Origin of the sequence: Tistlia sp., from assembly GCF_040905785.1 — a bacterium.
GTDB lineage: Bacteria > Pseudomonadota > Alphaproteobacteria > Kiloniellales > DSM-21159 > Tistlia.
In genome coordinates this window covers 126,508-150,340 of sequence record NZ_JBBDQW010000025.1, presented here as the reverse complement: position 1 = coordinate 150,340, position 23,833 = coordinate 126,508, and the positions used below count along the sequence as shown (strand labels likewise).

The window sequence follows — 23,833 nt, the reverse complement described above, 5'->3', positions numbered from 1 at the left end:
GCCTGGATTTTTGATACTGGAAGGGGTCGGCATCGCTCCTGGCGGGCTCGATCCGCAGGAGAAGCCTGAAGAGCGTAGCCGAAGCTAGGGTCGAAGGCTTCGACGCCGGCTAGCGCCATCCCATCGGGAACAAAGGTGCGAGTCGGGGAGGGGCCCGCGAGCATCGGAGAAGGCGCGCGAGAAAGCGGGGCGCTTCTGTTGCCAGGTGCGCCCCAAACCCCGCCTGAACGCGCTGAACGTCCAGGACTTTAGAGTCGGTTCATCCGACCGCTTTACGCGGCGAGACGAGCCTCAGCATAGTTGTCGTTGGCAACTATGATTTTGGCCCGATAACGGCGGTACCATGCCGAGCGCCGTACGTATCTTTACTGCAGGTGTCGATCCTGGTTCGCCCCCGTCGGCGGGCCGCACGGGGCTCCATCGAAGCCGGTCCGCGCGGATCCCGAAAACTGGTGGAGGCGCCGGGTACTGCCCCCGGGTCCACTCTGCTTATTCCATACGCCCGTTTTGCGCCATAGCCGGTTTCCCAGCAATCCTCAATGTAGGGATTTTCGCGGCGGAATCAACGCCTCTCGACGGCGTAGCCCTACCCTGCGCGCCGACGGGTCCACCCCGGAGGCACGCGATGGTATACCGTGCCTCGTCAAGCCGGCGGCGACCGGCGGATGCGGCCCGAGGCGGCCGGATCGCAAGGGGAGGAGCGGGGCCATGGGGCGCGCGGAGCGCTGGTTCGTGGAAGCCAACCGGGCGGTCGTCGCCCTGGCGCTGGCGGCGATCTTCGTCATCGTCTTCGCCAACGTCGTGCTGCGCTACGGCTTCGGCTGGTCGCTGTCCTGGGCCGAGGAGACGGCGCGTTTCCTGATGGTGTTCGGCGCCTTCGCCGGGGCCGGGCTGGCGCTGCGCGAGGGCCGGCTGGTCGAGATCGATCTCTTCGTCGCGCTCCTGCCCCGCCGGCTGCGCCTCGCGCTGCGCTGGGCCACGGTGCTGGCGATGGGCGGCTTCATGGCGGCGCTGCTCTGGCTCGGCATCGCGTTCGTCGAGTTCGGCTGGTCCAAGGAGACCATGGCGACGCAGATCCCGCGCGGCGTGCCCTACCTGGCGCTGCCGATCGGCGCCGCCCTGTTCCTGGTCCACCTGCTGCTCTTCGCTGCGCGCTACGTCCAGGAGGGCTACCTCTTCGCCGACCTCCCGGAGGAGCCGGCGGCGGCGCCGGAGGCGCGCTGAGCGATGGCGCAGAGCCTGATCCTGCTGTTCTTCCTGACCCTGGCGCTGGGCGTGCCGGTCGCCTTCACCATGGGCATCGCCGGGCTCTCGGCGATCTTCGTCGAGGGCACGCTCAACCCGCTGGTCGCCACCCAGCGCCTGTTCGGCGGCATCGACTCCTTCCCGCTGATGGCCGTGCCCTTCTTCGTGCTGGCCTCCGAGCTGATGACCGCGGCCGGCCTGACCCGCTCGCTGCTGCGCTTCGCCGACGCCCTGGTCGGCCACATCCGCGGCGGCCTTGGCCACGTCAACGTGCTGGTCTCGATGCTCTTCGCCGGGATCAGCGGCTCGGCGCTGGCCGACGCCGCCGGCCCCTCGGCGATCGTCATGCGCATGATGCGCCAGGCCGGCTACGAGCCGAACTACGCCGGTGCGCTCTCGGCGGCGACGGCGACCATCGGGCCGATCATCCCGCCCTCGATCCTGATGGTCGTCTACGCGATCTCCGACAGCCGCGTCACGGTCGCCGGCCTGTTCCTGGCCGGCGTCCTGCCCGGCCTGCTGCTCGGCCTCGCGCTCAGCCTGGCCAATCACATCGTCTCGACCCGCCACGGCTACCGCGGCCGCGAATCCCGCGCCGGCGCCGGCGAGCTGGGCCGCGCGACCCTGGCGGCGCTGCCCGCCCTGGTCATGCCGGCGATCATCCTCGGCGGCATCCTGGGCGGCCTCTTCACGCCGACCGAGGCGGGCGCGGTGGCGACGGCCTATGCCCTGCTGGTCGGCCTGGCGCTGCGCCGCACCGGGCAGGGCGGGCTCGGCCTGGCCGGCCTCTACGAGGCCCTGGCGCGCGCGGCCGTGACGACCTCCTCGGTGCTGCTGATCGTCGCCATGGCCTCGCTGTTCGGCTGGCTGCTGACCTACCTGCAGATCCCGCAGAGCCTGGCGGCCTGGGTCGCGCTGCTCAGCGACGACCGCCTGACCGTGCTGTTCCTGCTGGCGATCTTCGCGCTGCTCTGCGGGCTGGTCATCGACACCCTGCCGGCGCTGATCATCCTGACGCCGGTGCTCGGGCCGATCGCCTACCAGTTCGGCATCGACCCGCTGCAGTTCGCCATGATGCTCGTGCTCAACCTGACCATCGGCATGATCACGCCGCCGGTCGGCCCCGTGCTCTTCGTGATCGCGACCGTGGGACGCCTGCGCATCGCAGCGCTCTCGCGTGCCGTGCTGCCGCTGCTCGCGGCAGAGTTCGTCGTGCTGCTGCTCGTCATCCTGGTGCCCCAGGTCAGCACGGCAATACCGGCCTACTTCGGCCTGACCCACTAGACACAAGAAATCCGGGAGGAAACACGATGAGGCATTCATGGATCGTGGCAGCGGCGCCGGCGGCGCTGGCCGCCGCCGTCGCGCTGACCGCCGCCGGCCCCGAGGGCCGGGCCGCCGAGGCCAAGGCGCTCAAGTACGCGCACTTCCAGTCGGCCGACCTGTCCGCGCCCAAGCACGCCGCCGCGCTCGCCTTCGAGAGCTGCCTCGAGGGCAAGACCTCCGGCGCCATCGACGTGCAGGTCTACCCGGCCAGCCAGCTCGGCGACGGCGGCCAGGTGATCGAGGGCCTGCAGCTCGGCTCGGTCCAGATGGGCGTCGTCCACGACGGGCCCATCTCGGCGGTCTACAAGCCCTTCGCCGTGCTCGCCATGCCCTACCTGTTCGACGACCAGGCCATGGCCTGGTCGGTGGTCGATGGCCCCTTCGGCGAGGAGCTGTTCGAGGACATGCGCCAGCAGACCGGCATCAAGGTCTTCGGCCTCGCCGACAACGGCGTGCGCAACTTCACCAACTCGAAGAGGCCGATCGAGGTGCCGAGCGACATGGCCGGCATGAAGATGCGCGTGATGACCGCGCCCGTCTGGATCAAGCTGGTCGAGTCGCTCGGCGCCTCGGCGACGCCGGTGCCCTGGCCCGAGCTGCCTGGCGCGCTGCAGCAGGGCGTTGTCGATGGCCAGGAGAACGGCGTCACCAACATCATCGACGCCTCGCTCTACCAGCACCAGAAGTACGTCTCGCTCGACGGCCACGTCTTCTCCTGGCACGCCTACATGATGAACGACGACTTCTACCAGGGCCTGGAGCCGGGCGAGCGGCAGGCCGTCGACCAGTGCGTGGAGATTTCCAAGACCATCCACCGCGGCATGACCGCGGCCCAGGACGCCAACGCCGCCACCATCCTGGGCGCCAAGGGCATGACCGTGGTCGCGGTATCGCCCGACCAGAAGGCGCAGTTCCGCGAGCTCGCCCAGCCTGCGGTGCGCGAATGGATCGTCGGCGAGATCGGCGAGGACTGGCCGGCCAAGCTCGACGAGGCGGTCGAGGCCTACCGCAGCCAGTGGTAGGTCCGCGCTGACGAAGGCAGCCCGCGTCCTCCACGCCGCCGGAGGGCGCGGGCTCCTCGCTATCGCAAACGGAAAACGACAAGGAGACCTGCAGTGAAGCATGCGCTGGTGACCGGCGGGACCCGCGGGATCGGCTACGGCGTCGTCGAGGTGCTGCTCGAGGCCGGTTGGTCGGTCACCGCGACCGGGGTCTCGGAGCAGGAGGTCGCCGGCTGCCCGCCGCACGAGCGGCTGACCGCGCGGCCGCTCGACGTCACCGACCAGGCCGCGGTCGAGGCGCTGGTCGGCGGCCTCGAACGGCTGGACGGGCTGGTCAACTGCGCCGGCATCCTGCTGCGCGGCCAGGAGTACGACCTGGAGACCTTCCAGCGCGTGATCGACGTCAACCTGGTCGGCACCATGCGCCTCTGCGTCGCCTGCCGGCCGCTGCTCGCGGAAGCCCGCGGCGCGATCGTCAACACCGCCTCGATGCTGAGCTTCTTCGGCGGCCCGATGGTCCCGGCCTACTCGGCCTCCAAGGGCGGCGTCGCCCAGCTGACCAAGGCGCTGGCCGCCAAGTGGGCGGCCGAGGGCATCCGCGTCAACGCCGTCGCCCCTGGCTGGATCGAGACCGGCATGACCCAGGGCCTGCGCGACGACAAGGCGCGCGAAGCGGCGATCCTCGGCCGCACGCCGCTGGGCCGCTGGGGCCTGCCGCGCGAGGTCGGCGAGCAGGTCGCCTGGCTGCTGTCCGACAAGGCGAGCTTCACGACCGGCGCCGTGCTGCCGGTCGACGGCGGCTACCTGGCCGTCTGAACCATAGGAAGGGAGACGCCACGAATGGCGCAGGACGAGACCGAAGACACCAGCCGCATGCCGTATCAGCTGCCCTTCCCGAAGGACGCGCTGACCGAGATCGTCGTGCCCTCGGCGATCCCCGAGGACGAGCGCCTTTGGGTGCCGCAGGCCGAGAACGTCTGGTTCCGGCCGCTCTGCCTGAACCGCAGCCAGGGCTACTGGATGAACCTGCTGAAGGTCCGCAAGTCCGGCGTGCTGGCGCGCCACCGCCATCCCCAGGGGGTGCACGGCCTGGTGCTCAAGGGCCGCTGGTACTACCTGGAGCACGACTGGGTCGCCGAGACCGGCTCCTACGTCTTCGAGCCGCCGGGCGAGACCCACACGCTGGTGGTGCCGGAGGACTGCGAGGAGATGATCACCTTCTTCCAGGTCAACGGCATCATGTACTACGTCGACCCCTGGGGTAAGGCGACCGGCTACGAGGACGTCTTCACCAAGATCGACATGTGCCGCGCCCACTTCCTCGACTGCGGCCTGGGCGAGGACTACGTCGAGCAGTTCATCCGGTAGGGGGCGGCGCACCCCGGAGGACCGACTTGACTCGACTCTCCCGGCCGGCGGAGCTTGGCGCCATGCCCGTCAGCGACAACCAGCGCGCCGAGATCGCGGCGCAGCGCGGCGCCAGCCGCCCGACCCGCCGAGCGACCGTCGAGGCCCTTGAGGAGATCCTCTACGAGCCGCTGCCGGTGCTCGACCACGGCTTCCTGCGCGTCGTCGACTACATGGGCGACGATGCCGCGGTGGTGCAGGCGGCGCGCGTCTCCTACGGCACCGGCACCAAGAAGGTGCAGGAGGACCGCGGGCTGATCCGCTACCTGCTGCGGCACCGCCACACCACGCCCTTCGAGATGTGCGAGCTCAAGGTCCACGTGAAGCTGCCAATCTTCGTCGCGCGGCAATGGATCCGGCACCGCACCGCCAACGTCAACGAGTACTCCGGGCGCTACTCGATCCTGGACCGGGAGTTCTACGTGCCGGCGCCCGAGCACCTGGCGGCCCAGTCGGCCGCCAACCGCCAGGGCCGCGGCGACGTCCTCGAGGGCGCCGAGGCGGCCGAGGCGCTGGCGATCCTGAAGGGCGACGCCGAGACCGCCTACGACCACTACGAGCGGCTGCTCAACGCCCGCGAGGACGGCAGCGTGCTGGAGGAGGGGCGCACCGGCCTGGCGCGCGAGCTGGCGCGCATGAACCTGCCGGTGAACTTCTATACGCAGTGGTACTGGAAGGTCGACCTCCACAACCTGCTGCACTTTCTCTCGCTGCGCGCCGATGCCCACGCCCAGTACGAGATCCGCGCCTACGCCGAGGTCCTGCTCGACGTCGTGCGGCGCTGGGTGCCGGCGACCTTCGAGGCCTTCGAGGACTACGTCTCCGGCGGCGCCCAGCTGTCGCGCCAGGGCCTCGAGATCGTCCGCCGCCTGCTCGCCGGCGAGACGGTCGAGCAGCCCGCCAGCGGCCTCAGCCCGCGCGAGTGGCGCGAGCTCATGGCCACGCTCGGCCGCGAGGGCTAGGCCCTCTCCTTCCGTCGCCCCCGCACTTACTCCGTCATTCCCGCGGAGGCGGGAATCCATGGAGAGCGGCCCTTTGCACGGGCGGGGCCCGCCTCGGGCACGGCGACAGGATTGCCGATTCACTATGGATTCCCGCCTGCGCGGGAATGACGGGGAGGGGCCGTCCCTATTCCCTTCAGTCACCAATGCGCGCGCGGAATATATTATCTGTGACGGAATATATCATTTAGGCGGTTTACAGCATTCGGGGCCGGTTCTACCGTCCTGCTCAAGCGCCGATTTGAGGCTCAGCTTGCGGGCGCTATAGAAATACTCGCTAAAGCGAGCGGGCCAGGAGCCCGCCGCGTCAGCCTCGGCGGGCTCTCTCTTTGCGCCCACCGACGGCGGACGTCCGGTTCTCCTCCCGTTCCTTAGAGCCTCGTCACCAGTGCTCCCGCTCCGGCACGACCGGAGGGAGCCGGAGAAGAGGAGCTACCCCGATGACCGCTTCCCGCCGTTCCGTCCTTTCGCTCGCCGCGGCCGCCGCCTTCGGCCTCGCCGCCGGCAGCCTGCCGGGCAGCCACGGACCCGCCCAGGCCGCCGACCTCGACCGCGTCACCCTCGACTACGCCTACTACAATCCGGTCGCGCTGCTGATCAAGGACCAGGGCTGGGTCGAGGAGGAGTTCGCCAAGGACGACATCGACGTCCGCTGGGTGCTCAGCCTGGGCTCCAACAAGGCGCTGGAGTACCTGCGCGGCGGCAGCGTCGACTTCGGCTCGACCGCCGGCGCCGCGGCCGTGGTCGGCCGCGCCAACGGCCTGCCGATCCAGTCGGTCTACATCTATTCCAAGCCCGAGTGGACCGCGCTGGTGACCCAGCCCGACAGCGGCATCGCCAAGGTCGAGGACCTCGCGGGCAAGCGCGTCGCCGTGACCCGCGGGACCGATCCGCACATCTTCCTGCTGCGCGCCCTGGCCGACGCCGGGCTCGGCGAGAAGGACATCGAGACCGTGCTGCTGCAGCACCCCGACGGCTACACCGCCCTGGCGCGCGGCCAGGTCGATGCCTGGGCCGGCCTCGACCCGCACATGGCCAAGGCCGAGCTCGAGTCGGGTTCGGTGCTGTTCTACCGGAACCCCGACTACAACACCTACGGCGTGCTCAACGTCCGCGAGGACTTCGCCGCCGAGCACCCGGAGATCGTGCGCCGGGTCCTGGCGCTCTACGAGCGCGGCCGCAAGCATGCCCTGGAACACCCGGAGGAGCTGCGCCGGGTCCTGGTCGAGGCGACCAGGATCAGCGAGGCGGTCGCCGACAAGCAGCTGCTGGAGCGCACCGACCTGTCGAACCCGGTGATCGGCCCGGTGCACCGCGAGGCCTTCGTCGCCGCCGGCCGGACCCTGCTCGACATCGGCGTGCTGCCCGAGGGCACCGACGTCGAGGCCGTGGTCGGGGGGGTGATCGAGCCGGCCTACATCGAGACCCTGGCGAGCCACTGAGCCGGCCATGAGCACCTTAGAACTGAGAAGCCGGCTCGCAGCCGGCCTGGGCAGGGCGGCGCCGCAAGGCGCCGCCTCCGCTCCGTCGCGCGGCGGCGCCCGCGGCCTGCGGCGCCTTTCCGGCCTGAGCGGCTGGTTGCTGCCGCTCGCCATCCTGGCGCTCTGGGAGGCGGCGAGCCGGCTCGCCCTGGTCTCGCCGCAGCTGCTGCCGACGCCGGGCGCGGTCGTCGCCGAGATCCTCGCCCTGGCCCAAAGCGGCGACCTTTTCGACCACGTCGCGGTGACCGCGGGGCGGGTCTTCGCCGGCTTCCTCTGGGGCACCCTGGCGGCGACCCTGCTGGGCACGCTGACCGGCGCCTCGGCGGCGGCGCGCAGCCTGCTCGACCCGACGATCCAGGCGCTCAAGGCGGTGCCCTCCCTGGCCTGGGTGCCGCTGTTCATCCTGTGGTTCGGCATCTTCGAGACCTCGAAGGTCGCCCTGATCGCGGTCGGCGTGTTCTTCCCGGTCTACCTGAACCTGATGGCCGGGATCCGCCAGACCGACCGCAAGCTGGTCGAGGTCGCCCGCGTCTACGGCCTCGGCCGCTGGCAGATCGCCCGCCGGGTCCTGGTGCCGGCGACCCTCCCGAGCTACTTCGTCGGCCTGCGCGGCGGCCTGGCGCTGGGCTGGATGTTCGTCATCGCCGCCGAGCTGATGGGGGCGAGCGAGGGCCTGGGCTTCCTCATGGTCGACGGCCAGATGACCGGCCGGCCGGCGCTGATCGTCGCCTCGCTGATCCTCTTCGCTCTGGTCGGCAAGGCCAGCGACGCCCTGCTCGCCGGCCTCGGCCGCCACCTGCTGACCTGGCAGGACTCCCTGGAGAACCGGGAGGGGGCCGGCAATGCCTGACGGCGGTATCCTGGAGCTGCGGCAGATCGACAAGGCCTTCGCGGACAAGGCCGGCGTCGCCCACCGGGCGCTGGCCGACGTCACGCTCAGCGTCGAGGAGCACGAGATCGTCGCCCTGGTCGGCACCAGCGGCTGCGGCAAGTCGACCCTGCTGCGCCTGGTCGCCGGCCTGGAGACGCCCAGCGGCGGCGCCGTCAGGCTTGCCGGACGGGCGATCGAGGGGCCGCGGCCGGAGGTCGGGGTGGTGTTCCAGGAGCCGCGGCTGATGCCCTGGCTGACGGTCGCCGAGAACGTCCGCTTCGCGCTCGCCGACCTGCCGCGCGAGGAGCAGGAGCGGCGCACCGCCGAGGCGCTCGAGAAGGTCAAGCTGCAGGGCTTCGAGCGGGCGCTGCCGCGCCAGCTCTCCGGCGGCATGGCGCAGCGCGTGGCGATCGCCCGGGCGCTGGCGCGGCGGCCGCGGATCCTGCTGCTCGACGAGCCCTTCGGCGCGCTCGACGCCTTCACCCGGCGGGCCATGCAGGCGCACCTGCTCGAGCTCTGGGCGGCCGAGCGCTTCACCATGCTGTTCGTCACCCACGACCTGGCCGAGGCGGTGACCCTGGCCGACCGCGTCGTCGTGCTGCGCGGCAACCCGGGACGGGTCGTCGAGATCGTGCCGGTCGACCTGCCCCGGCCGCGGCGCGGCGACCAGCCCGAGGCCGTCGCCCTGGAGCGCCACGTCGAGGGCCTGCTCGACCTGGGGTGAGGCGGCGGGCGGCGCTCCCGGGAGTCCTTGCCAGCGGTACCGCCCCTTGCGTCCCTCGACTGCGCCCGCTGCGCGGGCGCGCTCGGGCTGAATCGGCAGGGGTGCCGGCGGTAGCAGCGAGACGGGCGCGGGTCGGGCCGGAGCGGCACGACCCGCATCCCCCTCAGGTCACCATCGCCGTCGGCGGCCGGCGGCGGCGCAGGCCGGTCGAGGCGTAGATCAGAACGGCCGGCAGCAGGATCGCGCCGCCGATCAAGGTCGAGAGCTTCGGCACCTCGGCGACCAGCAGCCACGTCAACAGCGGTCCGAGAACGACCTCGAGCAGCGACAGCAGCGTGCCCTCGGCGACCGGCAGCAGCCGCGCGCCGCGGGTGTAGAGCACCAGCCCCACGCCGAGGTTGAGCGTGCCGAGCAGCAGGGCGAAGAGCGTGTCGGCGGGGCTCAGCACGAAGGGCAGGCCGCCGATCAGGCATAAGGTCGTCGCGAACAGCGTGCCGAACAGCCCGCCGTAGAGCACCGAGGGCAGCATGTCGGCCTTCTTCCGCCAGCGCAGCACCACGGAGTAGAGGGCGAAGCCGAGTGCCGCCGCTAGACCCAGCAGGTCGCCCAGCGCGCCGCCGGCGGCGAGGCCGTCGCCGACCATGACGCCGACGCCGACCAGGGCGATCGCCATGGCGATCCAGGTCGTGCGGCGGACCGCCTCGCCGAGCAGGAACTGGCCGAGCACGGCGCCCAGGATCGGGGAGCAGGACAGCAGGAACAGCACGTTGGCGACGGTCGTCTGGGTGATCGCCAGGATGTAGAGCGAGAAGGTCGCGCCGATGCAGAGGCCGGCGAGCACCGCCGGCCAGCCGGCCGCGCGCAGCATCGCCGGCAGCCGGCGCCCCTCCGTCAGCAGCAGCCAGGCGAGCAGGAACACGACCAGCGACGACGAGCGGTAGAACAGGATCTGCCAAGCCTCCGCCGACTCGATAAAGCGGACCAGCGGCCCGCCGATCGACCAGAAGACGGTGGCGAGCAGGACCAGCGCGCGGCCCCTGGCGAGGCGCGCGCCCTCCTCGTCGAGTCCGGCCACCAGCGGCGTCATGGGGCGCGATCATGGGGCCGGCGGGGGCGCCGGCCGGCATGCAATTTTCGCCGTCGTGCCCCTCGTCGCGGCGCCTCCGCCCGGGCCTTCCGGACCGGCCCTACTGCGGGGTCATGCCGCGCAGGCGCTCGGAGCGGCGGCGCAGCAGCTCGAGCACCGTCATCAGTACGATCGACAGTCCGATCAGGCAGGTCGCCACGGCCAGGATCGCCGGGCTGATCTGCTCGCGGATGCCCGACCACATCTGGCGCGGGATCGTGTACTCGGCGGGATTGAGCGCGATGAAGAGCACCACCACGACCTCGTCGAAGGAAGTCACGAAGGCGAAGAGGGCGCCCGAGATCACGCCGGGCATGATCAGCGGCATGGTGATCTTGAAGAAGGTCTGGCGCGGATCGGCGCCGAGCATCGCCGAGGCGCGGGTCAAAGAGTGGTCGAAGCCGATCAGGGTCGCGGTGACGGTGATCACCACGAAGGGCGTGCCGAGCGCGGTGTGCGCCAGGATGATGCCGACCAGCGAGTTCGTCAGGCCGACGCTGGAGTAGAAGAAGTAGATGCCGGCGGCCGTGATGATCAGCGGCACGACCATCGGCGAGATCAGCACCGACATGAAGAAGGTGCGCGCGGGCATCAGGCTGCGCGACAGGCCGAGCGCCGCCGTCGTGCCCAGGGCCGTCGCCAGGATCGTCGAGAAGAAGGCGACCACGACCGAGTTCTTGACCGAGTTCATCCAGCGGGCGTCGCTCATGAACATCTCGTACCAGCGGGTCGAGAAGGCCGACCGCTCGAGCGCCAGCATGCCCTCGGTGAAGGTGAAGTAGGGCTCGGCGTTGAAGGACAGCGGGATGATGATCAGGATCGGCGCGATCAGGAACAGGAAGACGAAGCCGCAGATCACCCGGAAGAGGACGTACCAGATCTTCTCGAGCGTGCTGGCGTAGCTGGGCAGGGAGGTCAGGTAGTACATGCGGCGTTCCTTCAGCCCAGCGACAGCTTCTCGACGCCGACCAGGCGGTTGTAGAGCGCGTAGAGGAGCAGCACGCCGGCCAGCAGGATGCCGCCGAGCGCCGCCGCCAGGCCCCAGTTCAGCGAGGACTGCATGTGGAAGGCGATGAAGTTGGAGATCATCTGGCCGGTGCGGCCGCCGACCAGGGCCGGCGTGATGTAGTAGCCGATCGACAGGATGAAGACGAGCAGCGCCCCGGCGCCGACGCCGGGCAGGGTGTTGGGCGCGTAGACGCGCCAGAACGCCAGGAAGCGCGGCGCGCCGAGCGACATGGCCGCGCGCATGTAGCTCGGCGAGATCGTCTTCATCACCGAGTAGAGCGGCAGCACCATGAAGGGCAGCAGGATCTGCGTCATCGCGATCACGGTGCCGGTCTGGTTGTAGATCAGCTGGACGCGGCCGGCCTCGGACAGGATGCCGAGCCAGACCAGGACGTCGTTGAGCACACCCTCGGTGCCGAGGATCACGATCCAGGAGGTCGTGCGCACCAGCAGCGAGGTCCAGAAGGGCAGCAGCACCATGATCATCAGCAGGTTGCTGGTGCGCAGCGGCAGGGTCGCCAGCAGGTAGGCGATCGGGTAGCCGAGCAGCAGGGTGAGCCCGGTCACCAGCAGCGACATCCACAGCGTGCGCATGAAGATCGGCACGTAGATCCGCCGCTCCTCCGGCGCCCGGACGATCTCGCCCTCGACGGTGTACTGGCGGTCCAGGGCGGCGACGTACTGCATGGCCGAGATCGGGTGGCTCAGCCTCTCGATTACCGCCCAGGTCCCGAGCTTGCCCCAGTCTTCGTTCTGCTCCAGGAACCAGTCGCGCCAGCTCGTCACGCCCTCGGCGTCGTCGATGCGCCGGGCCGTCCGCGTGAAGGTGCTGCGCAGGCCGCCTTCCTCGAAGTTTACCCTTGTCGCGACCTGGCCGATGGTGCGGTCCGCCGCGCTCTGCTCGAGGTCGCCGGCAAAGGCGGCGAAGACCGATTCCGGCGGCAGCTGGCTGCGATCCTCCCAGTCGCGAAGCGCCGCGCCGGTGTTCGGCAGCAGTTCCGAGACGGTCGCGTCGTGGACGCTGCGCCAGAGCATCTGGGCGATCGGGTAGATGAAGGTGACGCTGAGGAAGGCGAGCAGCGGCGCGACCAGCAGAAAGGCGCGCAGCTTGGCGCGGCGCTCGGCGCGGTGCAGCGCCCGACGCAGCGGCGTGCCGTCCGCCGTGGTCAGTCCCCGCAGCTCCTCGACCGTCGCCTGCGCCATCTCGAAGCCCCCCGACCGGATGAAAGCGAACTCTCAGCAAAGGCGGAGGGGGCCGCCGGGCGGCCGCCCCCTCCGGTCGCGGTCTACTGGGCGAGCCAGGCGGCGAAGCGCTCGTTCAGCTCGTCCTGGTAGTCCGCCCAGAACTCGAAGTCGTTCTGCAGCGCATTGGTGAAGTTGTCGGGCGCCGTCGGCATGTGCTCCAGCATATCCATACCGGCGACGGCATGCTTGCCGATCAGCGGCACCGATGACTTGCGGGCCGGCCCGTAGGAAATCCACGAGGCCTGGTCGGCGAGGCGCTGGGTGTCGGTCGAGAACTTGATGAAGTCCAGCGCCCGCTCCTTGTTCGGCGCGCCGGTCGGGATTGCCCACATGTCGAGGTCCCAGATCTGGCCGTCCCAAACGATGACGAAGGGCTTGTTCTCGACGGCGACCGCGTTGAAGACGCGACCGTTGTAGGAGGTCGCCATGACGACCTCGCCGTCCGCCAGCATCTGCGGGGGCTGAGCGCCGGCTTCCCACCACACGATGTGGTCCTTGATGGAATCGAGCTTGGCGAAGGCCCGGTCCCGGCCCTCGGCGGTCTCCAGCAGTTCGTAGACCTCCTCCGCCGGCACGCCGTCGCCGAGCAAGGCCATCTCCAGCGTTGCCTTGGGGTTCTTGCGCAGGGCGCGCTTGCCGGGGAACTTCTCGACGTCGAAGAAGTCGGCCATGGTGGTCGGCTTCTCATCCGGGAACTTGGTGTCGTCGTAGGCGTAGACGGTCGACCAGATGATGGTCGTGATGGCGCAGTCGGCCAGGGTACCGGGCAGGAAGTCCTCGGTCGCCGGGGTGCCGTCGGGAGCCGGCGGCAGCATTTCTGGGTCGAGCGGCTCGAAAAGACCTTCGTCGCAGCCGCGCACGGCGTCGGAGAGCTCTACGTCGATCAGGTCCCAGGTGACGTTGCCGGCCTCGACCTGCGCCTTCACCTCGGCCAGGCCGCCGTTGTAGTCGGCCGAGATGATCTCGACGCCGGTCTTCTCGGTGTAGGGCTTGTGGTAGGCCTCGACCTGGCTCTTGGTGTAGGCGCCACCCCAGGAGACGACGGTCAGCGACTCGGCGCTCGCAGCGCCGGCAGCCAGACCGCCGAGCGCCAGTGCCAACGCCGTGGTCTTCAAAAGATTGTTCATTGCTTCTGCTCTCCCTGTTTTACGGCCGGCTTTCGTGCGGCCCATTGGAACGCCCCCTCGGGGGAACACGACTGCCGACCCCGGACGCCGCTAGGCGTCGAGCGCGCGGCAATCCTCGACCGCCCAGCCGAGCTTGACCTGGCTGCCTTTGACCAGGCGGCTGTGGCCCTGCGCGTTCGGGACCTTGACGACGAAATCGTCGCTGCCCGCGAGGCTGCAGCGGGTGCGGATGTGGTCGCCGAGATAGATCAGCTCCTCGACGCGGGCGTCGAAGACGTTGGGCAGGGCGCCCTGGGGCGGATCGATCCGCACCCGCTCCGGGCGCAGCGAGAGGGTCGTCGCGCTGCCCTCGCCGGAGATGTTGACGGCCAGGGCCTGGACCTCGCTGCCGCAGGCCAGGGTGACCGTGCAGGCGGTACCGCCGTTCAGCCTCGAGACCCTGCCGCTGAGCCGGTTGTTCTCGCCGATAAACTGGGCGACGAAGGCGTTGTCGGGACACTCGTAGAGGTCCGCGGGGGTCGCGAGCTGCTGGATGACGCCGTCGTTGAAGACCGCGATGCGGTCGGACATGGTCAGCGCCTCGGACTGGTCGTGGGTCACGTACACCACGGTGATGCCGAGCTGGTCGTGGAGGTGCTTGATCTCGAGCTGCATCTGCTCGCGCAGCTGCTTGTCGAGGGCGCCGAGCGGCTCGTCCATCAGCACCAGCGTCGGCTCGAAGACCAGGGCGCGGGCCAGGGCGACGCGCTGCTGCTGGCCGCCCGAAAGCTGCGCCGGCCGCCGGTTGCCGAACTTGGCCAGCTGAACCATCTCGAGGGCGCGCTCGACGCGGCGCTGGACCTCGCTCTTCGGCACCTTGCGGACCTGCAGGGGGAAGGCGAGGTTCTCGTTCACCGTCATGTGCGGGAACAGGGCGTAGTTCTGGAACACCATGCCGATGTCGCGCTTGTGCGGCGGCACGTTGTTCAGCCTGCGGCCGCCGAGCTCGATGTCGCCGTGGGTCGGCGTCTCGAAACCCGCCAGCATCATCAGCGTCGTCGTCTTGCCGGACCCGGACGGCCCGAGGAGCGTCAGGAACTCCCCGCGGCTGATCTCGATGTCGAGGTTTTTGACGACCAGCGTCTCGCCGTCATAGCTTTTCTGTACGCCTGCGAATCGTACCAGTACGTCTTTGTTTTTCGTCATTCCCTGCCCGGCTCCCGCGTCGCCCACGATTCCCCGCGTCCGCACGGCCGTTTCATCCCCTGACATTTTCGTATGGCTGTCTTGCTGCAGCCCGATAGCTGGATGCTATTGCAAGGCCGCAGCGATTTCGAGTCGGATTTTTGGCAGCGCACAACAACCCGCAAGGGATGCGGGTCTGTCCTCACGGCTCAACCGGTCGGGAGCCTAGGCGGCCCGGCGTAGCCCCATCTCGGCCCAGATCGACTCCAGGGCGTGGACCAACGAGTCGATCTGCGCAGCCTCGTGCAAGGGCGAGGGCGTGAAGCGCAGACGCTCGGTGCCGCGCGGCACCGTCGGGTAGTTGATCGGCTGCACGTAGATCGCGAAGCGCTCGAGCAGCAGGTCGCTGACCGCCTTGCACAGGCGCGCGTCGCCGACCAGCAGGGGCACGATGTGGCTCTCGCTCTCGATCAGCGGCAGGCCGGCCGCACGCAGACGGCGCTTCAGCTCGGCGGCGTTGGCCTGCTGGCGCCGGCGCTCGGCGTCGCTCGCCTTCAGGTGGCGCACGCTGGCCAGGGCGCCCGCGGTCAGCGCCGGCGCCAGCGAGGTCGTGAAGATGAAGCCGCTGGCGTGGGAGCGCACGAAGTCGATCAGCGCGGTCGAGCCGGCGATGTAGCCGCCCATCACCCCGAAGGCCTTGGCCAGCGTGCCCTCGATCACGCTCAGGCGGTCCATCACCCCGTCGCGCTCGGCGATACCGCCGCCGCGCGGGCCGTAGAGCCCGACGGCGTGAACCTCGTCCAGGTAGGTCAGTGCGCCGTGCTGCTCGGCGACCTCGCAGAGCTCGGCGAGCGGCGCGATGTCGCCGTCCATCGAGTAGACGCTCTCGAAGGCGACCAGCTTGGGCCGCTCGCGCTCAAGGCCGGCGAGCCGGCGGTCGAGGTCCTCGGGATCGTTGTGACGGAACAGCTGCTTTTCGGCGCGGCTGTGCCGGATGCCCTCGATCATCGAGGCGTGATTCATCTCGTCCGACAGCACGACGCAGCCGGGCAGCTGCGAGGCCAGCGTGCCGAGGCTGGCCCAGTTCGACACGTAGCCCGAGGTGAAGAGCAGCGCCGCCGGCTTGCCGTGCAGGTCGGCGAGCTCGCGCTCCAGCTCGACGTGCAGGTGGTGCGTGCCGGAGATGTTGCGGGTGCCGCCGGCCCCTGCGCCGTAGCGCGTCACAGCCTGCCGCATGGCCTCGATTACCGCCGGATGCTGGCCCATGCCGAGATAGTCGTTCGAGCACCAGACCGTGACCGGGCGCGGGGGGGGCCCCCCGCGCCGCCGTGGCGGAGCGCGCCGGGAAAGCTGCCGACGTGGCGCTCCAGCTCGGCGAAGGTCCGGTAGCGGCCCTCCGCCTGGAGCGCGCGCAGCCGCTGGTCGAAGAAGGCCTCGTAATCCATCGTGGGATCGCCGTGGGTGTGTTTCCGATCCGGGGTGCCCGGAAGTGTCGCAGATTGCCCGACCCGGGGGCAATGAAGGATGCTTCGCCAGCGGCGCCCTGCCGCACCGGTCGGCGCCCTGCCGCACCGGTCGGCGCCCTGCCGCACCGGTCGGCGCCTTGCCGCACCGGAAAGACACCTCGAGGCGGCGATGGACGAGACCTTGCACATCAGGCCGGCGGCGGACCGCGACCTGGACCGGCTGGCGGCCATGATGGTCGAGTTGCACCGCCACCTCGCGCTGCCGCCCTCGCCGGCGACGCCGGCGCTGCTGTGGGCGCAGCTCTCGGCCGAGCCGCCGCCCTTCGCCTGCCTGGTCGCCGAGCGCACCGGCACCCTGGTCGGCTACGCCGCCTACTGCGACTTCTATAACAGCGACTACATGGCCCGCGGCTTCTGGCTCTGCGACCTCTTCGTCGACCCGGCGCTGCGCAGCGCCGGCGCCGGCCGCGCGCTGCTGGCCGAGCTGTCACGCATCGCCGTCGAGCAGGAACGGGTCTCGATCTGGTGGGGCGTGCACCGCACCAACCTGCGGGCGATCGGTTTCTACGACCGCATCGGCGCCGGCGACTTCCAGGTCGACCTGCGTGAGCTCGAGACCGACGCCCTGCAGGCCCTGGCCGCCGAGGCACGGGCGGGAGCCGGCAGCGCCACCTGAGCGGCCGAGCGGCGCCCCCCCCAAAGCAAAAGGCCGGGCGGGGGTGAGCCGCCCGGCCTTCGCCGGAAGCCTGGGTGGCAGGCGGCCTACTCGGCGGCCATGCCCTTGCTGTTGGCCCAGTCGAGGGTCTCCGCCAGCGCCTTCTCGAAGCGGTCGAGCAGCTCGTTCATCTGCGCCTCGTCGATGATCAGCGGCGGGCAGAAGGCGAGCGCGTCGCCGAGGTTGCGCAGGATCAGGCCGTGCTCCTGGCAGCGGTCGAAGCAGTACTGCCCGACCGAGCCGACCGGGTCGAAGCCGGCCTTGGTCTTCTTGTCGGAGACCAGCTCGACGGCGGCGATCATGCCGACGCCGCGGACCTCGCCGACCAGCGGGTGGTCGAGCAGCTTGCGCAGGCGGCCCTGCAGGATCTCGCCCTGCTTCGCCGCGTTGGCGACCAGGTCGAGCTCCTCGATGAGCTTGATGTTCTCCAGGGCGACGGCGGTCGCCGCGGGATGGCCCGAGGCGGTGAAGCCGTGGCCGAAGGTGCCGATCTTGGCCGTGTTGTCGGCGACGCCCTGGTAAATCTTGTCGTTCATCAGCAGGGCCGAGAGCGGCAGGTAGGACGAGGTCAGCGCCTTCGACATGACCACCATGTCCGGCTCGATCCCGTAGAGGTCGCTGCCGAACATCCGGCCGGTGCGCCCGAAGCCGTTGATCACCTCGTCGGCGATGATCAGCACGTCGTGCTTGCGGCAGACCTTCTGGATCTTGTCCCAGTAGGTCGCCGGCGGCACGATCACGCCGCCCGCGCCCATCACCGGCTCGCCGATGAAGGCGGCGACGGTGTCCGGGCCCTCGCGCTGGATCAGCTCGTCGAGCTGGCCGGCGAGGCGGCTGGCGAATTCCTCCTCGCTCTCGCCCTCCCAGGCGAAGCGGTAGTGGTGCGGGCAGGCGGTGTGGAGGATGTTGGCGATCGGCAGGTCGAAGTCGCGGTGGTTGGCGGGTAGTCCGGTCAGGCTGCCCGAGGCGATGGTGATGCCGTGGTAGCCCTTGATCCGGCCGATGATCTTCTTCTTCTCGGGCCGGCCGATCGCGTTGTTGTAGTACCACACCAGCTTGACGGCGGTGTCGTTGGCCTCGGAGCCGGAGGAGGTATAGAAGACCTTGCTCATCTCGCCCGGCGCCATCGCCAGCAGCTTCTCCGACAGCGCGATCGAGGGCTCGTGGCTCTTGTGCGCGAAGGAGTGGTAGTAGGGCAGCTTGGCGAGCTGGTCGGCGGCCGCCTTGACCAGGCGGTCCTGGCCGAAGCCGACGGCGACGCTCCACAGGCCCGCCAGGCCCTCGATGTACTGCTTGCCGGCGGTGTCGTAGACGTAGATGCCCTCGCCGCGCTCGATCACCATGGCGCCCTTCTCTTCGTGCTTGCGGGCGTTGGTGTAGGGATGCAGGTGGACCGCGACGTCGCGGAACTCGGGCGAATTGGCGCGGGAGGCCATGGCGGAAACTCCGGAAGCTTGTTGGAAACGGCGCTAGCCTAGTCCGCGTCTGGAACGGCAGCAAGCGACGCCGCGCCCGGATCGGCACGAACAGGGGAGACATGCAGGAAATGACGAGGATCTGCCTTGCCGGAGCGACCGGCTGGACGGGGCGTGCCGTGGCGGCGGCGGCGCTCGATGCCGAGGACGTCACCCTGGTCGGCGCGGTCGCGCGCCGCTCGGCCGGGCAGGACCTCGGCGAGGCGCTCGGGCGCGCGCCCGCCGGACTCGAGATCGCGGCCTCGGTCGAGGCGGCGCTCGCCGCCGCCGAGGCCGACGTGCTGGTCGACTACACCCATCCCTCGGCGGTCAAGGACCACGCGCTGACGGCGCTGGCCCGCGGCGTCTCGGTCGTCGTCGGCACCTCCGGGCTGATCGCCGAGGACTACGCCGAGCTCGACGCCGCGGCGCGGGCCGCGGGGCGCGGCGTGCTGGCCTCCGGCAACTTCGCGATCACCGCGGCCCTGCTCAGCCACTTCGCCCTCATCGCCGCGCGCTTCATCGAGCACTTCGAGGTCATCGACTACGCCAAGGCGGCCAAGCCCGACGCCCCCAGCGGCACCGCCCGGGAGCTGGCCGAGCGGCTGGGGGAGGTGCGCCGGCCGCGCCTCGACCACCCGATCGAGCAGACGATCGGGCCGAAGGAGCTGCGCGGCGGCTCGATCAACGGCGTGCAGGTCCATTCGGTGCGCCTGCCGAGCTACACCGCCTCGGTCGATGCGCTCTTCACCGTGCCGGGCGCGCGCCTCAAGCTGACCCACGACGCCGGCACCGACGCCTCGGTCTATGCCCAGGGCACGCTGCTGGGGGCGCGACGGGTCGGCGGCTTCGTCGGCCTCAAGCGCGGCCTCGACCAGCTGCTGTTCGACTAGGCGGAGTAGGCGGGTCGAGTAGGCGGGGCGAGCGAGCGATTTCGGCCACCTCGCGAAATGAATTCCGGCGGCGCGACGAGTTTTCCGGTGCCGGAATCCAGAATCCAAAAAGTCTAATCTGCATATTGCGGCGGATTGTGGTATGGATAGTCAAGGCCATAGCAAATAGATCGAAGATATTGGTCTATGCAATTCCCAGAACAGGAGATCTCGACATGAATACACCGGTATGGATCAAGCCCGCGCTCTGGGGGGCGGCCGGCGGCGCCGCCGCCGCCATCGTCATCGGCTTCGCCTGGGGCGGCTGGGTCACCGGCGGCACCGCGGGCGACATGGAGACGGCGAGCGCGGAGGCGGCGGTCGTCCAGGTCTTAACCCCGCTCTGCCTCGCCAAGGCGGAGCTGGAGCCGGAGAAGCTCGAGCCGCTGAAGGCCGAGAGCAGCTGGAAGCGCGACGACTTCGTTATCGAGGCCGGTTGGGTCGACAACGTCAGCGAGAAGTACCAGTCCGAGGTTGCGACCTCCTGCGCCGAGACCTTGATCGAGGGCATGAAGACCGACTGATCTGCGTGCGCCGCTGTAGGAGCGCCGCGCGCGGCGCTCCTACAGCTTGACCTTCATGCGCGGGCCGGCTTCGAGGAAGCCGAGGCGTCGGTAGAAGGCCCAGGCGCGGCTGGCGTCGGGCGCGTCCTCGGCGTGGGGCGCGGTCAGCTCCAGCCGGGTCCAGCCGACGCGCCGGCCATGGGCGACGGCCGTCTCGACCAGTCGTGCGCCGAGCTGGCGGGAGCGCCAGCCGGGCTCGACGTAGAGCTCCGCGACCTCGCCGAAGCGGCCGCGCGCGAAGACGGCGCCGAGCTCGGTCAGGGTCAGCAGGCCGGCCGGCCGGCCGTCGGCCTCCTCGGCCAGGTAGGCGGCGAAGCCGGGTCCCTCGTCGAACAGGCGCCGGGCGGCCTCGGCAAGCACGTCGGCGGGCGGCACCTGGCCCGGCGCCATGATCCCGGCGAGGAGGCGGTGGACCAGGGCGCCGATCGTCCCGGCGTCGGCCCGGGTCGCCGGGCGGATCCTGCAGTCGGGGAGGGGCGTCCGGGTGTCGCTCATGGCCTCTTGGTCGGGCACTTGCTCGGATCGCCCGCATACCCGCATCCGACTTCACCTGCACCCGAATTTTCCTGGGGCGAAGGTTAGAACTTCTATCTTGCGCGCGGCCGGGCGGCGGCGGCAACTCGCTGGGTCTCTAAGGCGAGGGGGCTGCCGCCATGCTCAAGCTCTACGACTACCAGGACTCCGGGAACGGCTACAAGGTGCGCCTGCTGCTGGCGCAGCTCGGCCGGCGGTACGAGCGGATCGAGCTCGACATCGATCGCGGCGAGACCCGCACCGAAGAGTTCCTCGCGATCAACCCGAACGGCCGGATCCCGACCCTGCTGCTTGAGAACGGTCGGCCGCTCGCAGAATCGAACGCCATCCTCTGCTACCTGGCAGAGGGCAGCGCCTTCCTGCCGTCGACGGCCTACGCGCGGGCGCTGGTGCTGCAATGGCTGTTCTTCGAGCAGTACAGCCACGAGCCCTACGTCGCCGTCGCCCGCTACATCCTGCGCCACCTGCCGGAGGACCATCCGCGCCGGCGGCAGCTCCCCGAGCTGCGCCTGCGCGGCCAGCAGGCGCTGGCGGTGATGGAAGCCCATCTCAAGGACCGGACCTTCCTCGTCGGCGAGCGCTACTCGATCGCCGACATCGCACTTTATGCCTACAGCCACCTCGCCGACGACGGCGGCTACGAGCTGTCTGCCTACCCGGCGATCGGCGCCTGGCTGAAAAGAGTCGCGGCACAGCCCGAACATCGCCGCCTCAGCGACGTTGACTAGGACGAGCGGCCGTCGCTCCCGCGCCGCCGGAGCGGGCGGGCCGGGCGCTCCCCGGTAGCGTCCCTCGGCGGCCCGCTGGTATAGAGCGGGAGCCGGGCGGCGGCGCGATCGGCCGGCGGGGCTGGAGGCGGCCTTGCTTGGCCGTCACCTCGTCGCCCTTTCCCTTGGCAGTCCCGGACCCCGATTGGTGTCGCCGCTCGTCGTGCTGTTCCTGAAATCCCTGGTCGGCGGCTTCGTGGTCGCGGTGCCGGTCGGCGCGATCGGCGCGCTCTGCCTGCGGCGGGCGCTGCAGGGGCTGTGGGTCGTCGGCCTGGTTACCGGCTTCGGCGCCGCCGTGGCGGACACCCTGCTGGCGACGGGCGCGGTCTTCGGCCTGTCGCTGGTCACCGAGCTCCTGTGGGAGTACGAGGCTTGGCTGCGCCTGTTCGGCGGCCTGTTCCTGCTGGTCTTCGGCATCCGCATGATTCGCCAGAGCCGGAGCCTGATCGAAAAGCTGCGGCACACGGAGCCGGCGCCGATCGCGCTCAAGTACGACAAGGCCGGCGGCGGCTTGGTCGCCGGCTTCGCCCTGACCATCATCAACCCGGCGACGCTGATCGCCTTCCTGGGCGTCTTCGCGGGCCTCGGCCTGCTGCACGACCGCCCGCCCGGCATGCTCGCCAACGGCGTGATCATCGCCGGCGTCTTCGCCGGCTCGATGGCCTGGTGGAGCCTGCTGACCGGCGGCGTCGCCGCGGTCCGGCACCACATCCCGCCGCGCACCATCGGCCTCATCAACGTCGGGCTCGGGGTCCTGGTCGCCGGCTTCGGCGTCGGCGCGCTGGTCTCCTTTGCCGAGATGATGCTGTTCTGACGCTGCGCCTCCGTCGCGCGGCCGAAAGCCGCCCCGACCGGCCGCCGGGAACGCCGACCCTGCGATTGCAAAGGCTTGTGCGCCGCGGCGATTTCCGCTTGTAACCGCAGTTTCGCTGCGACAAGGTTACGGCTTCCAGAACGGCCGGCCCCGGTCGTTCCCGTCGGTACTTCCGAACGGCAGAGACAATAAAAGCGGGGCGAACGCGGTATCCGGCAGAACGGATGCCACTGAACTGAGGCAACAGGGAGACTACAATGCGACTGCGCACGGGTCTGTGGACGGCCGCGGCATTGGCCGCCGTCGCCGCCTTCGCCACCACCGGCGAAGCGAAGACCTTCCGATATGCGACCACCGGCGACATCCTCGGCCTGGATCCCCACATCAACAACGAGGGTCCGACCAACACGATGAAGGGCAACGTCTACGGCGGCCTGCTCCATCGGAAGCCGGACCTCTCGCTCGAGCCCGAGCTCGCGACTGAATGGGAGCGCATCGACGACACCACCTGGCGCTTCAAGCTGCGCGAGGGCGTCACCTTCCACAACGGCAACCCCTTCAACGCCGACGACGTCGTCTTCTCCTTCAAGCGCCAGACGCAGGAGACCTCGGACATGAGCTTTGCGCTCTCGTCCGTGGAAGACGTCAAGAAGATCGGCGACCACGAGGTCGAGATCACGACCAAGGGGCCCGACCCGATCCTGCTCCTCAACATGCCGAACTTCTTCATCGTCGATCAGGAGTTCATGGAGGAGAACAACGCGGTCGAGGTGGTGCGCGGCGCCGGCAAGACCAACTGGGCCAACCTGAACGCCAACGGCACCGGACCCTTCAAGGTCAAGGAGTGGGTTCAGGACAATCGCCTGGTGCTGGAGCGCAATCCCGACTACTGGGGCGCCGACCAGCTGACCACCAACGTCACCGAGGCGGTCTTCACGCCGATCCCGAGCGACGCGACGCGGGTCGCCGCGCTGCTGTCGGGCGAGATCGACCTGATGTACCCGGTGCCGCTGCAGGACGTGCAGCGCCTGAGCCAGGACCCCAACGTCGAGGTGCTCCAGGGCCCCGAGCTGCGCACCATCTTCCTGGGCTTCGACCAGTGGCGCGACGAGCTGCTGGACATGCCCGGCTCCGGCAAGAATCCCTTCAAGGACGTCCGGGTCCGCAAGGCCTTCGCCCACGCCATCGACCTGACGGCAATCCAGCGCGTCGTGATGCGCGGCGCCTCGGCGCCGACCGGCCTGATGATCGCGCCGGGCATCAACGGCTTCGACGAGAGCCTCAACACCCCCTACGAGCACGACCCCGAGCTGTCGAAGAAGCTGCTGGCCGAGGCCGGCTACGCGGACGGCTTCCCGGTGACCCTGGACTGCCCGAACGACCGCTACGTCAACGACGAGGCGATCTGCACCTCTGTGGTGCCGATGCTCGAGCGGATCGGGATCAGCGTGACCCTGAACGCCCAGACCAAGTCGCTGCACTTCAACAAGATCGGCTCGGCGGAGGGCAACAACACCAGCTTCTACATGCTGGGCTGGACCCCTGGCTCCTACGACGCGCTGAACATGCTGCAGAACATCATCACAATCGACGGTGACGGCCAGGGCGCCTGGAACTCCGGTCGCTACAGCAATCCCAAGGTCGAGGAGCTGACGGACGAGATCGCCGTCACCGTCGACGAGGAGGAGCGCAACGCCAAGATCGCGGAGGCGATGCAGATCCACAAGGACGACGTCGGGCATCTTCCGCTGCACCAGCAGGCCCTGGCCTGGGGCGTGCGGAGCGACACCGTCGAGGAGGTGATCCAGCGTCCCTTCAACGACGTCGACCTGCGCTACGTCACGATGAAGTAGGGCCCTTCA

The 23,833-nt window shown here is 69.7% G+C and carries 22 protein-coding genes, 1 other RNA gene and 1 pseudogene; 15 read left to right on the top strand and 9 right to left on the bottom strand.

Annotation, left to right across the window (positions count from 1 at the left end; all coding sequences use genetic code 11):
- Positions 1 to 183: 183 nt before the first annotated feature.
- Positions 184 to 570: a transfer-messenger RNA gene (ssrA, locus tag WD341_RS06785) on the bottom strand.
- Positions 571 to 708: 138 nt separating this feature from the next.
- Here ssrA and WD341_RS06780 point away from each other — a divergent pair.
- The 9 genes from WD341_RS06780 to WD341_RS06740 all read left to right on the top strand — a co-directional run bounded on the left by WD341_RS06780 (position 709) and on the right by WD341_RS06740 (position 9,056).
- Positions 709 to 1,224 carry a TRAP transporter small permease gene (locus tag WD341_RS06780; RefSeq protein ID WP_368424677.1) on the top strand — a complete coding sequence of 172 codons (516 nt, stop codon included), beginning with the start codon at positions 709 to 711 and terminating at the stop codon, positions 1,222 to 1,224.
- A gap of 3 nt (positions 1,225 to 1,227) precedes the next feature.
- On the top strand, positions 1,228 to 2,529 hold the full coding sequence (locus tag WD341_RS06775; RefSeq protein ID WP_368424676.1) for a TRAP transporter large permease: 1,302 nt from the start codon (positions 1,228 to 1,230) through the stop codon (positions 2,527 to 2,529).
- A 26-nt stretch (positions 2,530 to 2,555) separates the two neighbouring features.
- Complete coding sequence (locus WD341_RS06770; protein WP_368424675.1) at positions 2,556 to 3,593, top strand: DctP family TRAP transporter solute-binding subunit; 1,038 nt, start codon at positions 2,556 to 2,558, stop codon at positions 3,591 to 3,593.
- A gap of 93 nt (positions 3,594 to 3,686) precedes the next feature.
- The gene (locus tag WD341_RS06765) at positions 3,687 to 4,388 is read left to right on the top strand and encodes an SDR family NAD(P)-dependent oxidoreductase (protein WP_368424674.1); all 702 of its coding nucleotides are present in this window, start codon (positions 3,687 to 3,689) and stop codon (positions 4,386 to 4,388) included.
- 24 nt (positions 4,389 to 4,412) lie between these two features.
- Positions 4,413 to 4,940, top strand: coding sequence for a 2,4'-dihydroxyacetophenone dioxygenase family protein (locus WD341_RS06760; RefSeq protein WP_368424673.1), 528 nt, complete (start codon positions 4,413 to 4,415; stop codon positions 4,938 to 4,940).
- Positions 4,941 to 5,002: 62 nt separating this feature from the next.
- On the top strand, positions 5,003 to 5,941 hold the full coding sequence (gene thyX / locus WD341_RS06755) for an FAD-dependent thymidylate synthase (RefSeq protein ID WP_368424672.1): 939 nt from the start codon (positions 5,003 to 5,005) through the stop codon (positions 5,939 to 5,941).
- 479 nt (positions 5,942 to 6,420) lie between these two features.
- Positions 6,421 to 7,422 carry an aliphatic sulfonate ABC transporter substrate-binding protein gene (locus tag WD341_RS06750; protein ID WP_368424671.1) on the top strand — a complete coding sequence of 334 codons (1,002 nt, stop codon included), beginning with the start codon at positions 6,421 to 6,423 and terminating at the stop codon, positions 7,420 to 7,422.
- A 7-nt stretch (positions 7,423 to 7,429) separates the two neighbouring features.
- A complete protein-coding gene (locus WD341_RS06745) occupies positions 7,430 to 8,311 on the top strand; it encodes an ABC transporter permease (protein ID WP_368424670.1) in 882 nt (293 codons plus the stop codon).
- Positions 8,304 to 9,056, top strand: a complete 753-nt coding sequence (locus WD341_RS06740; RefSeq protein WP_368424669.1) for an ABC transporter ATP-binding protein — start codon at positions 8,304 to 8,306, stop codon at positions 9,054 to 9,056. The genes WD341_RS06745 and WD341_RS06740 overlap by 8 nt, the downstream gene beginning before the upstream one ends.
- A gap of 163 nt (positions 9,057 to 9,219) precedes the next feature.
- Here WD341_RS06740 and WD341_RS06735 read toward each other — a convergent pair whose 3' ends face one another.
- The 6 genes and pseudogenes from WD341_RS06735 to hemA form a co-directional block, all read right to left on the bottom strand.
- Positions 9,220 to 10,143 (bottom strand): DMT family transporter, encoded by a 924-nt coding sequence (locus WD341_RS06735; protein WP_368424668.1) that lies wholly within the window; start codon positions 10,141 to 10,143, stop codon positions 9,220 to 9,222.
- Between the two features lie 100 nt (positions 10,144 to 10,243).
- Entirely contained in the window at positions 10,244 to 11,110 is an 867-nt protein-coding gene (locus WD341_RS06730) for an ABC transporter permease (protein ID WP_368424667.1), read from the bottom strand.
- An 11-nt stretch (positions 11,111 to 11,121) separates the two neighbouring features.
- On the bottom strand, positions 11,122 to 12,393 hold the full coding sequence (locus tag WD341_RS06725) for an ABC transporter permease (RefSeq protein ID WP_368424666.1): 1,272 nt from the start codon (positions 12,391 to 12,393) through the stop codon (positions 11,122 to 11,124).
- 83 nt (positions 12,394 to 12,476) lie between these two features.
- Positions 12,477 to 13,562, bottom strand: coding sequence for an ABC transporter substrate-binding protein (locus WD341_RS06720; protein WP_368424665.1), 1,086 nt, complete (start codon positions 13,560 to 13,562; stop codon positions 12,477 to 12,479).
- Between the two features lie 90 nt (positions 13,563 to 13,652).
- Entirely contained in the window at positions 13,653 to 14,747 is a 1,095-nt protein-coding gene (locus WD341_RS06715; RefSeq protein ID WP_368424664.1) for an ABC transporter ATP-binding protein, read from the bottom strand.
- A gap of 204 nt (positions 14,748 to 14,951) precedes the next feature.
- Positions 14,952 to 16,171, bottom strand: a pseudogene (hemA, locus tag WD341_RS06710) (5-aminolevulinate synthase).
- A 190-nt stretch (positions 16,172 to 16,361) separates the two neighbouring features.
- Here hemA and WD341_RS06705 point away from each other — a divergent pair.
- Positions 16,362 to 16,868 carry an N-acetyltransferase family protein gene (locus tag WD341_RS06705; protein ID WP_368424663.1) on the top strand — a complete coding sequence of 169 codons (507 nt, stop codon included), beginning with the start codon at positions 16,362 to 16,364 and terminating at the stop codon, positions 16,866 to 16,868.
- An 86-nt stretch (positions 16,869 to 16,954) separates the two neighbouring features.
- Here WD341_RS06705 and WD341_RS06700 read toward each other — a convergent pair whose 3' ends face one another.
- Positions 16,955 to 18,343 (bottom strand): aspartate aminotransferase family protein, encoded by a 1,389-nt coding sequence (locus WD341_RS06700; protein ID WP_368424662.1) that lies wholly within the window; start codon positions 18,341 to 18,343, stop codon positions 16,955 to 16,957.
- Between the two features lie 110 nt (positions 18,344 to 18,453).
- Here WD341_RS06700 and dapB point away from each other — a divergent pair, with 110 nt between their 5' ends.
- Positions 18,454 to 19,254 (top strand): 4-hydroxy-tetrahydrodipicolinate reductase, encoded by an 801-nt coding sequence (gene dapB / locus WD341_RS06695; protein WP_368424661.1) that lies wholly within the window; start codon positions 18,454 to 18,456, stop codon positions 19,252 to 19,254.
- A 215-nt stretch (positions 19,255 to 19,469) separates the two neighbouring features.
- Entirely contained in the window at positions 19,470 to 19,817 is a 348-nt protein-coding gene (locus WD341_RS06690) for a hypothetical protein (protein WP_368424660.1), read from the top strand.
- A 39-nt stretch (positions 19,818 to 19,856) separates the two neighbouring features.
- On the opposite strand, the gene WD341_RS06685 is transcribed toward WD341_RS06690, so the two are convergent.
- Positions 19,857 to 20,351, bottom strand: a complete 495-nt coding sequence (locus tag WD341_RS06685; protein ID WP_368424659.1) for an N-acetyltransferase family protein — start codon at positions 20,349 to 20,351, stop codon at positions 19,857 to 19,859.
- 158 nt (positions 20,352 to 20,509) lie between these two features.
- Between WD341_RS06685 and WD341_RS06680 the strand changes: the two genes are divergently transcribed.
- The 3 genes from WD341_RS06680 (at position 20,510) to WD341_RS06670 (ending at position 23,824) form a co-directional block, all read left to right on the top strand.
- The gene (locus WD341_RS06680; RefSeq protein ID WP_368424658.1) at positions 20,510 to 21,118 is read left to right on the top strand and encodes a glutathione S-transferase family protein; all 609 of its coding nucleotides are present in this window, start codon (positions 20,510 to 20,512) and stop codon (positions 21,116 to 21,118) included.
- Positions 21,119 to 21,305: 187 nt separating this feature from the next.
- Complete coding sequence (locus tag WD341_RS06675) at positions 21,306 to 21,971, top strand: LysE family translocator (protein ID WP_368424657.1); 666 nt, start codon at positions 21,306 to 21,308, stop codon at positions 21,969 to 21,971.
- A gap of 257 nt (positions 21,972 to 22,228) precedes the next feature.
- Positions 22,229 to 23,824 carry an ABC transporter substrate-binding protein gene (locus tag WD341_RS06670; protein WP_368424656.1) on the top strand — a complete coding sequence of 532 codons (1,596 nt, stop codon included), beginning with the start codon at positions 22,229 to 22,231 and terminating at the stop codon, positions 23,822 to 23,824.
- The last annotated feature ends 9 nt before the right edge of the window (positions 23,825 to 23,833 follow it).

Bases quoted from the DNA above. Each gene is read 5' to 3' on its own strand.
- WD341_RS06780 (WP_368424677.1), top strand. From the start codon at position 709: ATGGGGCGCGCGGAGCGCTGGTTCGTGGAAGCCAACCGGGCGGTCGTC.
- WD341_RS06775 (WP_368424676.1), top strand. From the start codon at position 1,228: ATGGCGCAGAGCCTGATCCTGCTGTTCTTCCTGACCCTGGCGCTGGGC.
- WD341_RS06770 (WP_368424675.1), top strand. From the start codon at position 2,556: ATGAGGCATTCATGGATCGTGGCAGCGGCGCCGGCGGCGCTGGCCGCC.
- WD341_RS06760 (WP_368424673.1), top strand. From the start codon at position 4,413: ATGGCGCAGGACGAGACCGAAGACACCAGCCGCATGCCGTATCAGCTG.
- thyX (WP_368424672.1), top strand. From the start codon at position 5,003: ATGCCCGTCAGCGACAACCAGCGCGCCGAGATCGCGGCGCAGCGCGGC.
- WD341_RS06750 (WP_368424671.1), top strand. From the start codon at position 6,421: ATGACCGCTTCCCGCCGTTCCGTCCTTTCGCTCGCCGCGGCCGCCGCC.
- WD341_RS06745 (WP_368424670.1), top strand. From the start codon at position 7,430: ATGAGCACCTTAGAACTGAGAAGCCGGCTCGCAGCCGGCCTGGGCAGG.
- WD341_RS06740 (WP_368424669.1), top strand. From the start codon at position 8,304: ATGCCTGACGGCGGTATCCTGGAGCTGCGGCAGATCGACAAGGCCTTC.
- WD341_RS06735 (WP_368424668.1), bottom strand. From the start codon at position 10,143: ATGACGCCGCTGGTGGCCGGACTCGACGAGGAGGGCGCGCGCCTCGCC.
- WD341_RS06730 (WP_368424667.1), bottom strand. From the start codon at position 11,110: ATGTACTACCTGACCTCCCTGCCCAGCTACGCCAGCACGCTCGAGAAG.
- WD341_RS06725 (WP_368424666.1), bottom strand. From the start codon at position 12,393: ATGGCGCAGGCGACGGTCGAGGAGCTGCGGGGACTGACCACGGCGGAC.
- WD341_RS06720 (WP_368424665.1), bottom strand. From the start codon at position 13,562: ATGAACAATCTTTTGAAGACCACGGCGTTGGCACTGGCGCTCGGCGGT.
- WD341_RS06715 (WP_368424664.1), bottom strand. From the start codon at position 14,747: ATGACGAAAAACAAAGACGTACTGGTACGATTCGCAGGCGTACAGAAA.
- WD341_RS06705 (WP_368424663.1), top strand. From the start codon at position 16,362: ATGGACGAGACCTTGCACATCAGGCCGGCGGCGGACCGCGACCTGGAC.
- WD341_RS06700 (WP_368424662.1), bottom strand. From the start codon at position 18,343: ATGGCCTCCCGCGCCAATTCGCCCGAGTTCCGCGACGTCGCGGTCCAC.
- dapB (WP_368424661.1), top strand. From the start codon at position 18,454: ATGACGAGGATCTGCCTTGCCGGAGCGACCGGCTGGACGGGGCGTGCC.
- WD341_RS06690 (WP_368424660.1), top strand. From the start codon at position 19,470: ATGAATACACCGGTATGGATCAAGCCCGCGCTCTGGGGGGCGGCCGGC.
- WD341_RS06685 (WP_368424659.1), bottom strand. From the start codon at position 20,351: ATGAGCGACACCCGGACGCCCCTCCCCGACTGCAGGATCCGCCCGGCG.
- WD341_RS06680 (WP_368424658.1), top strand. From the start codon at position 20,510: ATGCTCAAGCTCTACGACTACCAGGACTCCGGGAACGGCTACAAGGTG.
- WD341_RS06670 (WP_368424656.1), top strand. From the start codon at position 22,229: ATGCGACTGCGCACGGGTCTGTGGACGGCCGCGGCATTGGCCGCCGTC.